The organism is Parapedobacter lycopersici, assembly GCF_040395035.1.
Classification (GTDB): Bacteria; Bacteroidota; Bacteroidia; order Sphingobacteriales; family Sphingobacteriaceae; genus Parapedobacter; species Parapedobacter lycopersici_A.
Genome location: NZ_JBEBRB010000063.1, coordinates 1 through 13,905, shown reverse-complemented (window position 1 = coordinate 13,905; position 13,905 = coordinate 1). Strand labels below are relative to the sequence as shown.

11 protein-coding genes are annotated in these 13,905 nt (G+C 52.6%); 2 read left to right on the top strand and 9 right to left on the bottom strand.

All coding sequences use genetic code 11. The annotated features are described in order from the left end of the window. Window positions 1–118: 118 nt before the first annotated feature. Together ABWO75_RS11160 and ABWO75_RS11155 are read right to left on the bottom strand one after the other, a co-directional pair. Window positions 119–889 (bottom strand): uroporphyrinogen-III synthase, encoded by a 771-nt coding sequence (locus tag ABWO75_RS11160; protein WP_257658402.1) that lies wholly within the window; start codon window positions 887–889, stop codon window positions 119–121. A gap of 10 nt (window positions 890–899) precedes the next feature. Beyond that, window positions 900–1,877 (bottom strand): DUF4271 domain-containing protein, encoded by a 978-nt coding sequence (locus ABWO75_RS11155; RefSeq protein WP_353185541.1) that lies wholly within the window; start codon window positions 1,875–1,877, stop codon window positions 900–902. A gap of 191 nt (window positions 1,878–2,068) precedes the next feature. On the opposite strand from ABWO75_RS11155, the gene ABWO75_RS11150 reads away from it, so the two are divergent. Further along, entirely contained in the window at window positions 2,069–2,401 is a 333-nt protein-coding gene (locus ABWO75_RS11150) for an MGMT family protein (protein ID WP_353185539.1), read from the top strand. Window positions 2,402–2,425: 24 nt separating this feature from the next. On the opposite strand, the gene hpt is transcribed toward ABWO75_RS11150, so the two are convergent. Further along, the gene (gene hpt / locus ABWO75_RS11145) at window positions 2,426–2,965 is read right to left on the bottom strand and encodes a hypoxanthine phosphoribosyltransferase (protein WP_353185537.1); all 540 of its coding nucleotides are present in this window, start codon (window positions 2,963–2,965) and stop codon (window positions 2,426–2,428) included. Window positions 2,966–3,116: 151 nt separating this feature from the next. After that, on the bottom strand, window positions 3,117–5,186 hold the full coding sequence (locus tag ABWO75_RS11140) for a transglycosylase domain-containing protein (RefSeq protein ID WP_353185535.1): 2,070 nt from the start codon (window positions 5,184–5,186) through the stop codon (window positions 3,117–3,119). A gap of 117 nt (window positions 5,187–5,303) precedes the next feature. Here ABWO75_RS11140 and ABWO75_RS11135 point away from each other — a divergent pair, with 117 nt between their 5' ends. Further along, the gene (locus tag ABWO75_RS11135; protein ID WP_257658397.1) at window positions 5,304–6,365 is read left to right on the top strand and encodes an Mrp/NBP35 family ATP-binding protein; all 1,062 of its coding nucleotides are present in this window, start codon (window positions 5,304–5,306) and stop codon (window positions 6,363–6,365) included. 9 nt (window positions 6,366–6,374) lie between these two features. Here the strand turns inward: ABWO75_RS11135 and ABWO75_RS11130 are convergent, their stop codons facing one another. From ABWO75_RS11130 to ABWO75_RS11110, 5 genes are all read right to left on the bottom strand, one after another. Further along, window positions 6,375–9,269 (bottom strand): PD-(D/E)XK nuclease family protein, encoded by a 2,895-nt coding sequence (locus tag ABWO75_RS11130; protein ID WP_353185533.1) that lies wholly within the window; start codon window positions 9,267–9,269, stop codon window positions 6,375–6,377. 12 nt (window positions 9,270–9,281) lie between these two features. Then, the gene (locus ABWO75_RS11125; RefSeq protein ID WP_353185531.1) at window positions 9,282–12,596 is read right to left on the bottom strand and encodes a UvrD-helicase domain-containing protein; all 3,315 of its coding nucleotides are present in this window, start codon (window positions 12,594–12,596) and stop codon (window positions 9,282–9,284) included. A 283-nt stretch (window positions 12,597–12,879) separates the two neighbouring features. Beyond that, window positions 12,880–13,041, bottom strand: a complete 162-nt coding sequence (locus tag ABWO75_RS11120) for a hypothetical protein (RefSeq protein WP_353185529.1) — start codon at window positions 13,039–13,041, stop codon at window positions 12,880–12,882. Between the two features lie 102 nt (window positions 13,042–13,143). Next, a complete protein-coding gene (locus ABWO75_RS11115) occupies window positions 13,144–13,365 on the bottom strand; it encodes a hypothetical protein (protein WP_353185527.1) in 222 nt (73 codons plus the stop codon). Window positions 13,366–13,432: 67 nt separating this feature from the next. Next, window positions 13,433–13,905: DoxX family protein (locus ABWO75_RS11110; protein WP_353185525.1), on the bottom strand; the 473-nt coding region annotated here is incomplete at its 5' end.

Sequence of the window (13,905 nt, the reverse complement as noted above, 5' to 3'; positions counted from 1 at the left end):
AATTTATAAAAAGTAGTTGTATTTCCTCAAAATAGACAAATATATTTTGAAAACGATGCTTTTCCCCCACTCGGGTGGGGAAACCGAATAAGGTTTGAAAAGAAACGGGTGCCCGCTGCTACTTGTTTACCTGTTTGATGTATTGTTCCACGGCCATGGTCATGCTCGGCGCGTCCGGCGTTGGTGCCGGAATATCCAAAATCAGATCCCGGTCCAGGAGGGCCTGGTGGGTGGTTGGGCCGAAGGCCGCAAGCCGGGTATCGTTCTGTTTGAAATCCGGGAAATTCTCATACAGAGACTGGACGCTCGAGGGGCTGAAGAATACAATAATGTCGTAAAAAACGTCCTTTAAGTCGGAAAGGTCGCTGACCACCGTACGGAATAAAACGGCCGGTGTAAAGTCATAGCCATTCTCCTGCAGCCAGTTATGTGTTTCTTCGTTGGCCACATCCGAACAGGGATACAGGAATTTTTCCTTCGCGTGTTTCTTCAAAACATCCGCCAGGTCTTTAGCCGATTGTTTGCCAAAGAAAATCTTACGTTTCCGGTATTGAATGTATTTTTGAAGGTAAAGCGCGATGGTTTCCGAAAGGCAGAAATACTTCATGTCGGCGGGAACCTCATACCGCATTTCTTCGCAGACGCGGAAAAAATGGTCTGCCGCATTGCGGCTGGTAAAAATAACCGCCGTGAAATCCGCCAGGTTAATCCGCTCTTTACGTACTTCGCGGGCCGGCACCCCCTCTACATGAATAAACGCCCGGAAATCCAGTTTCAGGTTATATTTCTGCGCCAGGGCAAAATAAGGAGATTTGTCGTTCTCTGGCTTAGGCAGTGTTACTAATATGCTTTTTACTTTCTTTGCTCTATCTGCGTCTGACACTTGCATGCTGCTTACATTATTTATCAAGTACTTTTATTAAGATGAGTACCGGAGCGATTTCGAGGCAGCAAAGATACATAAATAAATAAAATTTAGAAAATCGGTAACTGCCCAATAAGTTGTTCGCCGTTTTCACAAACCGGAATATCAACAATGCCAGCACCAGTATGAGGCTAACCGGGATCACCCAGAACATATCGCGGACGGGGAGGAGGCTCAGCGCCAGGACGATGGGAAGGAACACCAGCGCCGCATTAAAATAGCTGAGGTATAATACCGCGACGTATTCCCTGACCATGCGCTGCAGATCAAACACGAACCCCAGCAGGCGGGTAACAATAATTTTGAGCACAAAGAGTACGATTACGAACAGTGATATGCCCAGAAAGACATTCACACCGTGTGCACGGGCATGCCCCAGGTAATACAAGTTGTAGTGATACAGGAACATACCCGTCACAAATCCAAATAAAATATACAGAAAGATAAACGGCCAGGAGCTATATAGCGTATCTTCCTTGTTGATCTGCATGAGCATACGATCGTTATAGAACGCCTGGATAATGGACATCACCTCATTGGGAAACGCCAGACGTACAATGCCCAGAAACAAGAACAGCAGGCCAATGGTAATGATCACCCATGGATCCCTCCCTGCCCGGTCACTGCCCGGCTTAAGTTGGGCGGCCAGGCGGTTTGTAAAGGCGATCCAGCCCATAAAATCCCCGTTCTTTACCACCAGCACGTCCCTTAGGCTATCGGCAAAGTGGTTTGGCCGGTTAGGGTCGGGGAGCCCGATATATTGCATAGCGAGGGAATCCTGCACATGCCGTATGGAATCGGCCAGCCGCAATTTTTCCAGTAACGCCGCCTGGCGCAGCGAGTCTCTTACCGACGGTTGCTGTGCCGCCGTAAGCAGTGCACCTTGTACCCGATGGGACGCAAACCCCAGTCCCATGGTGATCAGGAAAAAAAGAAAAAACCGCTGCATCATTGACCTGGCTTCGATATGGCCGTAAAATTAGCGCGAATTGATCAGAATGCGAAATAATTTCACGCAGGAGCACGAAGCATAAGCCTCCTGCGGCCTGTCAGCCCCAACGCTTTGGGTGGATGGCCCCGATGTGAAAAACTGTGGCGCTGCTTATTGTGGAGAAGCATCCGGAAACCATTATATTTGTCTGTATGCGGCAAGACGACAACTTTTTTGAACAGGTATACCAAGTGGTCCGGCAGATTCCCGAAGGGCGGGTGACGTCCTATGGCGCAATAGCTCGTGCGTTGGGTACGGCAGGCTCCTCCCGCATGGTGGGCTACGCCATGCGCGCGGCACACCGCGCCAACCCGCCCATTCCCGCCCATCGGGTGGTTAACCGGATAGGCGTTTTAAGCGGCAAAATGGCTTTCGGCAGCCCGACGCTGATGCAGCAGCTGCTTGAAAATGAGGGGGTCACCGTTGTTGACGATCAGGTAACCGATTTTAGCCGTGTTTTTTGGGACCCGCTCAGTGAAGAGTAGCGGCTATGCGCGGCGTTCCGGAAATTACCCTGTTACTTCCCGGTAAATATCCGGGAACGTCCGTCCGGCACCGTTGTAGTCCAGCCCATAGCCAATCACAAAATCGTTGGCTATCTCGAAGCCCACATAGGCGATGTTATCAAATTGGTGCACCAGCGCATCCGGTTTAAGCAACAGGGTGCATACAGCGACCGACCTGGGCTGTTGGTCTCGGATAATATCCAGCGTATGTTTCAGGGAGTTTCCCGAGTCCACCACATCTTCCACAATCACGACGTCGCGCCCAGCCAAATCCATCTCCAGGCCAATCAGCTCCTTTACCCGTGCCTGCCGTTCTGTACCGGTATAGGACGCCAGCTTCACGAAGGAAAGCTCGCATGCAATGTGGATCTGCTTCATTAAGTCGGCCATAAACATAAAGCAGCCATTCAGCACCCCGATAAAAACGGGATGTTGGTTTTCGTAGGTAACATTCAGCTGAATGCCGATGAGCCGGATCCGCTTCTTGATCTGGTGATAGTCAATCAACAGCTCAAACTGTTTCTGGTCAATCGTTATTTTCATTTAAAAACTATTAATTCATCTTCATTTATTACCCCAATGGATGATTAGCCGTTTATTTATTGATGGATACCTGAGCGGTATCAAGAAAACCACTCCGCATTTTTCGTATGAGCCCCTCAACCGCAATGTGGCAGGCAGCCCATGCGGCATTTTACTGCAGCTCCTCTTCCGGGTCGCCCGGTCCGAAAATCCGGTCGAGCAGCCCGCGGATTTCTTCCAGCTCACCGTCAAAATTGCGCTGGGGCATCTGCAGCTGTAACGTGTCTGCCGACGCCGGTTTGTCCGGCCGAAGCGCTTCCCTTACATTCACGGCGTAAAACCCATAACTGCCGGTTGAATCCGCCGGTGCTAATCCGCGCCGTGCCATGATGTTTCCGATGTAGCGGAAATAACTTGAAATATAGGGTTTGAGTCCGCCATAATACGTAAATGCATATAAACCCGTCTTTGGGCGGGGTACGATACTGGCCAGGTAAATGCTCTCGCCAAGGGTTAGCTGCGAAGGCTGTTTGCTGAAATAATACCTTGCCGCTTCGCCGATGCCGTATACGTTCCGGCCCCACTCAATAATATTCAGGTACACCTCGTACATCCGGTCTTTGCTGACGGCACGGGTGCTTTCCATGAGCCAAACGATGAGGATCTCCTCCAGCTTCCGTACCATGGTTTTGTTTCGGTTGAGGTATACGTTTTTTACCAGTTGCATCGAAATCGTACTCCCACCCCGTTTGAATGACCGCGCCTTGTAATTGGTTGCGATCGATGTCCGTATGGCTTCCTCCACGAATCCATTATGGCTATAAAACGAGGGGTCCTCCGTTGTAAGGATGGCGTTCTTAAGGTAAGGCGATATTTGGCCGATCGGGGTGAAATCGGGGTTTTCAGGACCAACAACAATATCCCGGACGGGTTTTTCATTCTCGTACGGCGTATAGACGAATGTTGTGTTGATTTTTGGAATGTTGGCGTTGCCCCATGCATTCACCTTGAAATTATCCTGCATCATGCTGGAGTTGAACCGTACGCTGTCCGGGTTGTCAGTATCTAAAAAAGCGTCCAGGTGATACTGGATTTTGCCGGACACGCGGATACCTTCCAGTGCGGTGAACAGCCCTTTCGGGAATGCATCAAACAGATCCTGGGCTTCCATCTCGGGTGTTTCAATGCCCAGCGCATACGTCTCGTTGGGTGCGGTTGTATAACGGATATAGGGATGCACGGTCAGCTTTTTAACCGTAACAGCCGTTTTTTTGGCCAGCTCCACGTGACTGTTGCCCACGATCAGTTCCGCATCCATATGCGCATCGGGAAATACGATATCTTCCTCTGCGATACGCCGGTGGTTAATGGTCAGGTTTTTTACCGCCCATTCTCCCGTGAAATGCAGGAGTTCGTTATTCGTCCAGAATACGTCACGGAGGCGTGTCTCCAGGGTATCAAAACTCAATTCCAGTCCGAATTTGCGCTCCAGCAACGGAATGGCAATGCGTTTGCCGTTGGCATGTACCTTAATGGACAGCTGTCGCCGGTCGGGGTTCAGTGTGCCGCTCACCTGCCAGGCTGCGCTGTTGTCATTGAGGAATACCGCCGAGGTGAGGCTACCCCGGTCTACATCTGCTTTTGGAATACGGATATACTGGTGTGTGCTGTCGTCGCGGTACGAGAAGGAAAAATTCCGCAGCTCCATGTCCTTCGGAATCTTGTAAAGAACATCATTGAGCATCCGGTTTGCCGCTTGGGCGAGGCTTACCTCCGGGCGAGCTTTTACTTCCGGCTCCACTACGGTGCTATCCGCTTTGCGGAAGATAAAATCGTAATTGCTTACGCTGTCTTTCTTGACCAGCGTGAGGTCCGTGTCATAGATACGCAGCTGGCCGAACTTGATATTTCCCACCAGCAGCGGGAATAACCGTACGCGCACGGACATATCCCTGACTTTCATCAACTGCTCCCGTCCCTGCGGCGTCAACGTGACGCCCTGAAATGTGACCGTGCTCAGCCCCGAGAAGTAAGCGGTATCAATGGCCAGGTCGACCTGGTATCGCTCAGCCATGGTAGACTGTATCCGAGCCAAGGCGGTAGTCAGCAGGTTTTCCCGTTTATGATAGATTACGGCCAATGCGATGGCACCCGCAACCAGCAATACGCCCGCAACGATACCCGCGATGATGAGCTGTTTTTTGGTGATTTTAGTTAAGAACCTGCTAAACCAATTGTTCATATCCTGACGGGTGTATCCATTGCATAAAATACGGCATAATTATTATTAAAAACAAAGCCATGACAAGTTTGTGTGGATGTTTACGTAGTTTTGTGTGCATAAACCCGGGTTGGAATAATGATCACGAAAGAACAAGTACTTCACGCACTGAGCCACGTAGAGGAACCGGACCTGAAAAAGGACCTGGTCACGTTGAACATGATACGCAATGTCGAAATTACGCCGACAACCATTCGGTTCGACGTGGTGCTCACCACCCCCGCCTGCCCCTTAAAGGGCCATATCGAACACGCCTGCCGGAACGCCATTGCCCTGTTTGTGGACAAGACGATTGCCGTCGAAATCAATATGACATCCAACGTGGTTGGTCTGGGAAGCAATCAGCTGCCCAACATAAAGAACATTATCCTCGTCGCCTCCGGCAAGGGCGGAGTTGGTAAATCCACCGTTGCCGCTAACCTGGCACTGGCATTGAGCGCTACCGGCGCAAAAACAGGACTGGTAGACGCCGATATTTATGGCCCTTCGCTCCCCATTATGTTCGGACTGGAAGGGGCAAGGCCCAGGGCCTCGAAGACACCCGACGGGAAAACAAAAATTGAGCCGATTGAAAAATACGGAATAAAACTGCTGTCCATCGGCTTCTTTACCGACCCGAATCAGGCCATTCCCTGGCGTGGCCCGATGGTAAGCACCGCCGTTAAGCAGCTGTTCAATGACGCGGACTGGGGTGAACTGGATTACCTGGTGGTTGACCTGCCCCCTGGAACAGGCGACGTGCACATTACTGTAGCCCAGGGATTTCCCATTGCCGGTGCCGTGGTGGTAACCACTCCCCAGCAGGTGGCGCTTGCCGATGCGGTCAAAGGCATCGGCATGTTCCTGATGGATGCCATTAACATTCCCCTGCTTGGTGTAGTCGAAAACATGGCCTATTTTACACCGGCAGAGCTCCCCGACCATCGGTATTACATCTTTGGAAAAGATGGCGGGAAACAACTGGCCGAACGGTACAGTGCACCGTTCCTTGGCGAAATACCGCTGGTAAAAAGCATCAGCGACGCCGGCGATAGCGGACTGCCTGTGGTGATGGATGAAGATAATCCCGTGGCCCATGCTTTCGTTGACATCGCGGGAAAAGTGGCCCAGCAGCTGGCCATCCGGCAGGCCACCGCGTAGGCAAACCGCTTACTCGTCTTCCAATGCTGCCGCACGGCCGATGAATTCACCGTAGGGGTCGCCGTCGAATAGCGGCGCCTGTGGATTATTGGCGAACGGTATTTCCGGGTTAAACAGTTCTTCAAGGGTTTCCCGGAGGAAACCGGAAAACCCGTCCTTTAAACGTTCCAGGAATTCATCCTGCATGGTAATGCGGCCGCGGCCGCTCCGATAAAACAATGAACCTTCCCGGCGTAGCCTGCGGGCAACATACAGGTGGGGTTCAATGCCTGTCCTCCCGGTTACCTGTTCGTAGATATAGGTATAAAACAGGGTTTGCAGCAGGGCCTTGTTGCTCTTTTCGGATGCGGGGGCAAACAGGGTCTCTTCGCTATGGAACTTCACCTCATCCCGACCGGTTTTATAGTCCACAATGCGGATTTTGCCAGCAACCTCATCCACCCGGTCGATAATGCCGTAAAGGCGCACGGTATATGCGCCCCCGTTTACCGTAATGGGAATATCCAATGTATAATCCTGCCCATTCTCCAGTTCGATGATCCGGAATGGTGCCACTTCGCTGGCGTCGTGCAACAGGAAGAGCGTGGTATACTCCACTGCGATCTTAAGCAGGATACGCTGCATGCTATTGGGCGCGGTTATTTTGCCAGGACTCCCGTAGGTGGCTTCCGAGAGTGCTGCCAGGCATATTGCGGGTACTTCCGTCAGTTTTCTGCGGATACTTTCCGCGTCTATCCGGTTCTCCCGGTCACGAAGGTCTTCGTAAATGTGCTGCATGGCTCCATGCACCACCGTGCCCAGCCTGTTCATTTCAAACTCTTCGGCCATTTTTGGGGGCTCCTTGATGTCGGCCACATATTTTAGGAAAAACAGCAGCGGTGACTGGACGTAAGTGGTAAATGCGGTGGCCGACAGCCTTAAGCGACCGGGGTCCGAGGCGTCGAGATATTTTAGCAGTTTCTTCCATACCGCTCCGGTTTTGGCGATACGGAGCATTGGTGGTGCAGGCATTGCCTTTATCGGCTGCTGGTGCATGGCCGGGCGGAAAGAGAAACGGCTTTCAAAGGCCAGCTGTCGCACGAAACGGCTTAACTCGCCACTGCTGCGATCGTCTACGACCTGGTTGTAAACAAAGGTGATACGTTGTGGGGTGTGCAGCAGGCGGTAAAACAGGTAGGCCGATAAGGCGTCCTGGTTTTCGAGTACGGGCAGTCCGTGTGCACGGCGGATGGAATCGGGGATAAAGGTGTTACCCAGGGTAATTTTTGGTAGCGTGCCTTCGTTGGCACCGATGAGGTATACTTCATCAAAGTCGAGGCACCGGCTCTCCAGCAGCCCCATAATCTGTATCCCGTTCAGTGGCTCACCCTCAATCGGAGCCGATACACTTTGGAGCGCTTTGCGGACGAGCAGGCAGAGAAATGAAACCGATAGTTCCGTATAGTCGGCCAGCCCTTCCTGTAGCAGGTTAAGCGCCTTTTTGGTTGCCAGCATGAGCGATGCCTCCAGGTGTCGCAATGTGCCGTTGTCCTGGCGCTGTTGTAACAACCCCTCCAGCAACCGGTGCAACGCCAGCAGCACCGCGGCACCCCCTTCCTGCGGAGCAAAGAACTCCGCAAAGCCGCCAGTTTTCAGCCGCAAAGCCGCAACAGGCACGTCCAGCCATTCATTTTCGTGGATGGCCTGCTGGAGCTGCTGCCGCTCTGTGGGTGCGACACCGGTCAGCGGGTGCGCCAATACGGCGACTACATCCAGGTGGTGCACGTACCGACCGTGGTTGCCGTCAAGGTATTGCTGGATGGTGAGCCACAGATCGATCAGTCCGAAGAGCGGCGACTGCATCAGCGGATAGCCCATGGTGATATTGAAAGGGGTTCCGTCGGGCAGGCTCTGTAACACCGGAATAAGCAATCCTTCATCGGCAAGGATGATGGCTGTCCGGGAAGGTGATGCGTTGGGCGCCGGGTCATTCTGCAGTTGTGTAGAAAGCCATTTGGCCTGAGCGATACTGCCCGAAGCCGCCACGATGTCGATCGGTTCATCCCGCGAGCCCAATTCGGCGGGAAAATCGCCCAGCGCATTACGCAGGCCATACTGGACAATGTTGCGGCGGAGGAACATGCCGGCTTCCTGCAGCGGATCGTCCACGTAATACGCATCTGCATCAAAATAAAAAAGGGCCTGTTCCTGTTCTTGCCACCGTGTAAAAAGTGTAGCCTCGCATTTGTTGAGGGCATTGAATCCAACGAACACAGCCTTTCGGTAATCCCGGATGAAATCCCCGGCGGGTGCGGTGCCTTCGGCGAGGGCGCGGTAAATGCCGGCGGTGGTAATCAGCTGCCGGTTGGCCAGTTCTGCGTTAAACCGAAGGTATAGTTGGGGCAATCGCCCCCAGAGTTGCAAAAACTGTTGCTGCACAGCGGTCTGTTTGCCTGCTGAAAACGAATCCCAGAATTGCTGCATAAACCGTTGCTGTTCGGCAGATAAATGCGGGAATCGCTGCTGGAGCAACGCGATATCACGCAATTCGGCGTATATTTCGACAGGGGGTACCAGTTCGTAGTCGAGTTGGGCAAAATCACTGAGTATGGTCTCTGCCAGCGGGTAAAATTCGTCCGGGGTTTCCTCAGGCCGGCCTTCTTCCCGCAGCAGCTGGTTGTGTAGGCAATGGAGCGCAAAAAACTGGGTAAGCGGACTGGCTTGTGATGCCGTCGTGCTCTGGGCGAAGAATTCCTGGACGGTAAAAAACTGGGGGCTCCAAAGTGGCCGACCGTGGAGACCAGCCAGGTATTTCCGGAGAAATACCGCCGGCCGCTTGTTGGGCAGCACCACGGCAATGTCTTTCAGGTCATCGCCGAAGCGATGCAGTAAATCTTCCGCAACTTGCTTAAGAAATGGCGTCATCGTGTCCTTCCATTAAACTTCAACTAATTTTTCAAGCGCGCCATAGTAAATAAATCCTTTTACGCCGGGCATGCCCATTTCGAGCAGCATCGCCTGATAGGCCTTCACCTGCCGTACGTGTGATTCATCCTGATGATGTGTAAACTTGAAATCCAGCACGATGGTTTCGTCGGAACTGGCAAGCACTTTGTCCGGCCGCAGGGTGGTGCCATCGGGCAGGATGATGCTGCGTTCATTTAAATGCCGGTACGGGCCATGCAACAGCATCCCCAGGTGCGGATGATTCCAGGTCCGTCTGGCCAGTGTCAGTATCGGATCCCGTTCATCGGCTTTCAGCAGCCCCTGCGCCTGCAGGTGGTCCAGGTGCAGGTCCAGCTCCTCCGCAGCCGTCGCAAGTTCCATCAGCTCATGCAACAGGCGGCCCTGCCGTTTGGCATCATCGAGCTTGATTACATCCAGTTCACCCATCATTTCCGGCCGGGCCAGTTCCTCCTGTATGCGGTCCGAAACGGGGTAGTGGTCGAACCACCAGCCAGCCTGTCCGCTGTCCGGGCGTGTTTCCGCAGCTTCCGGCACTGCGTCCAGACTGCCGGTACGGATGCCGGCATCGTATACCGCGCCCAGTTCGTTCGCGTGGTCCGGGAGTACCTCCAGCAGCAGGTCGCCGGCCACCAGCGTGCTGATTTCGCCGGTTCCCTTTTTCCCGGGAGCCGTGATGTACAGGTGTTGCCGCGCGCGTGTCGTAGCCACATATAATGTGTTAATCGCATCCATATAATTGAACAGCATTTCCTCGTAATAGGCCCGGTATAAAGTCGATTTGCCTAAATCTGCTTTATATTTCACCGGTGTTTTACCGAGCAGGGCGTAGGGGGTCTGACGCACGTCCACCCAGAAGTCGCCGTTAGCCTTGCCGTCTACCGGCCAGCCACAGAATGGGATCATCACTGCGTCAAATGCGAGGCCTTTGGATTTATGGATGGTGAGCACTTCCACAGCGTTCACCTTGGCACTTGCCGGCAGTGCGCGATCGGCTCCCTCCTCGTTCCAATAGGTGAGAAATGCCGGAATGCCCCGTTCCCCGCTTGCGGTAAATGCTGCGACCAGGTCGCGGAATGCCAGCAGGTACGGCAGGTTTCCAGGCTGTGCGTTCAGCGCATAGGCGGTAATCAGTTTTTCCGTCAGTTCGGCCAGCGGAAGCTGCGCCCAGCTGTCCCAATTGGTGCAAAGCGATGGCGGAAGTAGCCCCTCCAATTGTGGAGGGGCACTGTATTTGATTCGCAGCCAGTCTTCATCGGCGGGCGCCCGCTTAGGTTGAAGCTGCTGGAAAAGGTAAATACAATTGGCGCGGTATAACGCACTGTCGGCCGTCTTTCCCACCAGTGCCTGTAGGGTATTGATAAGCAGGCGTACGGCCGGACTGTTAGCCAATGCCAGCGCATCGCCCGACATCACATCGAAAAAAACTGCTTTTTCACGCTGCTGCCCAAGTACATACTGGATGATTTCACGGGCTTCATTATTCGTGCGTACCAGGATGCCGATCTGCTCTGGCCGGTAACGGCCGGAAGCGATCCACTGGAAGAGCGTATCCGACAGGCGGGCCAGCGCCTCCTCTTTTACTGCATTGGACCGGTGATTGTTGCTGGCGACGTCAATAAAAGAAACCTCCACGGCGCCTCCCTTTTTGTGGGCTGCATGCTCCGGCATCCGTTGCGTGCTGTCCCCGTATGCCCGGATGATTGTGTCGTGATTGCCGGAGGAAACCCACCAGCGCTGGTATTCCGATTCGCCTAGCTGGCTTGCAATTTTATCATTGAGCCGGCCCTGGAGCCACCGCGGCGCATGCTGGTACAGTACGTTGTTAAAGGCCACAATCTGCTCTTGGCTACGGTAGTTTACCTCCAGTGTTTCCTGCTGAATAAGCGATGCCATATCCGTCCGGTTAAACGCCCGGGCAAGCTGCTGCTCGGCCCGGTCGAGCAAAATGCGCCAATCGCCATTACGCCAGCGGTAAATACTCTGTTTAACATCGCCTACCATCAGGTGTTCGCTACGCTTTCCTGTCGCGTTGGCCATGGCGTTGATAAGCAATGGCCGCAGGTTATCCCACTGTTTTCGGGAAGTGTCCTGGAATTCATCAAAAAGAAAGTGCCGGAAGCGGTTGCCTGTTTTCTCCCATATGAAGGTCGGGTCACCTGACTCGTTAACGCCAATGCGGTTGAGCAATACCTGTGCATCGCTGATTAGCTGTGCGCGGTTCGTTTTACGCCATTGGGCAAGGAGCGCGCTCATTTCCTTCAGCAGACGGAGGTAATATAAGTTTTCATCGATGGCGCGGGCCAGGTAAAAGTCCCCGCTGTGCTCGGTGTAATACTGATATAGCTGTTCGAGTACCGGATTCAATTGTTGATACAGCGAGGCTACCGATCCGGTTAGTCCACCTTTCTGCCAAGCCTCCGGCGTATCGATGTACTTTTCCAGTTTTTTGACGGTGCTATAAGGGTCCTGTGCCGAAAGTGATGGCAGCTTTCCAAGTTGGTTCTGCGATTTTCCTGCCAGGTCTGCAGCGGTTACCCCTGAAGTCGCAAATAGCCTGGCTGCGGTTTTGAGCAAAGCCTCAAACTCCAGTTCAAATTGGGCCGTTGCGGTCTTGCAATAATTATTGAGGCTGTCAAAAAGCGTTTCCTCGGGGATATGAGCGATCGCCTGATCAAAATCCTGGAAATCCTCTTTGAAAATTTCCGAGGCAAGGTTGTTGAGCGTCCAACGGTAATTCCAGCTTTCGTCCTTGTCTATCTGGGTTTTTGCGTAATCGGTGATCCACTGCAGCAGGTCGGGGCGTTCGTCCAGCAGCCGGTTGAGGCGGAGCACCAGGTCGGCCTTTACTTTCCGGGTATTCATTTCCAGTTTATACCCAGAATCAATACCCAGTTCAAATGTGAACCCCCGGATGATCTTTTGGGTAAAGCCGTCGATTGTGCTGACCGAGAACCGGCTGTAATCATGCAGGATTTTACGGTACACCTCGGCAGCCTGCAGCTTCAGTGCGGTGATATCCCACTGAGGGTATGCCTGCAGGAGGAGTTCCCGGTAGCCCGTTGCCCGATCTGCCTGCGTACCGTCCCCGGTAGCGAGATGTTCCAATACCTCCAAAATGCGGCCTTTCATTTCCGCCGTTGCCTTGTTGGTAAAGGTAATGGCGAGGATCTCCCGGTATTTATGTGCACCCGCAAATACCAGCGTCAGGTAATGGGCGGTAAGACTAAACGTCTTCCCTGATCCGGCGGAGGCTTTGAGTATTTTTAGCGGTGGGACAGTTGGCATAGCGATCTTTTCAGGGATGAAGATAACGAAATTATGGAAAACGAAACAGCGCCGTATGGCGATGTTTTAAGGAGGACAATGAATGGGCTTTTCCGGTTAATTCGGAAGATTTTTCGGGATGAGTCCAGTATGAGTCCAGGGTGAGTCCACCATGAGTCCAGTATTTTTCGGGTTTTTACCGGACTCATACCGGAGTTACCCCGGGCGCAATGGGATAGTATGGCAAAGCGAGAGCATCCAGGGGTGGTTATAGGCCCCTGTAAACCAATACGCCACCGCGCAGCTATTGATCTTTTTTGTCGTTTCCCGGCTGGGAATACGAAGGCGGGTCGCTTGCCGGAAATGACTGTTCGATTTCTTTGTCGAGCCGTTCCTCGCGTTTTTTGATTTTTTCCGCTTTCTCTTTTTGATCGTCGGCAGGTCTTGTTTTTTTATCCTTATTCATCACCCTTCAATTACGTTATTACCGGATTATGCGTGAACTGAGAGGACAACAATTGCTGAGCAAAGATGTTTTATTATAATAAACCGGAACCCGCTGTCCGGTTTATCTTTGGCCGGATTGATAATGAAAGACGCTATGCTGGCGGTGCTGTCCTCCTTTTCTTTTTTGCTGCCCGGGAGCAAAAGGCTTTGCGGACTTCGTTCCGAATATTTTTTTTGCCTTGCCCGGAGGCATGCCGTTATTTCCGCGGCCATTCGAATAGGTCGCGCAGGAGGAAAATGCCGTAATGCCGGCGATCATGATAATAAATGCCAATTTTTTCATAGCAGGGTCAATTAAATTACCAAATGTAATGCAATAACTGGACCAAGCTACGAAATGGGCCTTTGTATTACTCCCTCAGGGTAGATTTTCGCCGTCCACGCATTTGGTGGTCAAGCGAGTATGGACCTGAGCCCGAAATAAAGAAGACAATGAGTAACACCAGTATAAGCAGTGAAGCCCAGAGTTCCGAGTTTAGAAAAGTAAACCCCTGTGGGAGATTGACGAGAAAGACGGCACCGAGTAAAATGGGTAACTGAAACCCGACTGCTACACGGGTCAGTAGGCCGATGGCGATCAGGGTACCACCAACCAGGTGCGCGAACGCGATATAATGCACTGCCGCCCAAGTATAAAGTTCGGGAATGTTCGTGCTTGCCAGCAAGATCCGCAGGGACTCGGTATTGCCTAAAAACGTTACCCCCCTTAGAAAAATAGCAATGCCCAGCACGATGCGCAGCGCATCTAGCCACCGAGGATGATGGGTGTCGCCCCAGTGTTCAATTTTTTGGATAAGATTCATAACGGCCTCCTTTCCGGTTT

What these genes read in the sequence shown, in the direction of transcription:
- ABWO75_RS11115 (WP_353185527.1), bottom strand. Translation starts at nt 13,365, where the DNA reads ATGAAAAAATTGGCATTTATTATCATGATCGCCGGCATTACGGCATTT.
- ABWO75_RS11155 (WP_353185541.1), bottom strand. Translation starts at nt 1,877, where the DNA reads ATGATGCAGCGGTTTTTTCTTTTTTTCCTGATCACCATGGGACTGGGG.
- ABWO75_RS11140 (WP_353185535.1), bottom strand. Translation starts at nt 5,186, where the DNA reads ATGAACAATTGGTTTAGCAGGTTCTTAACTAAAATCACCAAAAAACAG.
- ABWO75_RS11135 (WP_257658397.1), top strand. Translation starts at nt 5,304, where the DNA reads ATGATCACGAAAGAACAAGTACTTCACGCACTGAGCCACGTAGAGGAA.
- ABWO75_RS11160 (WP_257658402.1), bottom strand. Translation starts at nt 889, where the DNA reads ATGCAAGTGTCAGACGCAGATAGAGCAAAGAAAGTAAAAAGCATATTA.
- ABWO75_RS11150 (WP_353185539.1), top strand. Translation starts at nt 2,069, where the DNA reads ATGCGGCAAGACGACAACTTTTTTGAACAGGTATACCAAGTGGTCCGG.
- ABWO75_RS11125 (WP_353185531.1), bottom strand. Translation starts at nt 12,596, where the DNA reads ATGCCAACTGTCCCACCGCTAAAAATACTCAAAGCCTCCGCCGGATCA.
- hpt (WP_353185537.1), bottom strand. Translation starts at nt 2,965, where the DNA reads ATGAAAATAACGATTGACCAGAAACAGTTTGAGCTGTTGATTGACTAT.
- ABWO75_RS11130 (WP_353185533.1), bottom strand. Translation starts at nt 9,269, where the DNA reads ATGACGCCATTTCTTAAGCAAGTTGCGGAAGATTTACTGCATCGCTTC.
- ABWO75_RS11120 (WP_353185529.1), bottom strand. Translation starts at nt 13,041, where the DNA reads ATGAATAAGGATAAAAAAACAAGACCTGCCGACGATCAAAAAGAGAAA.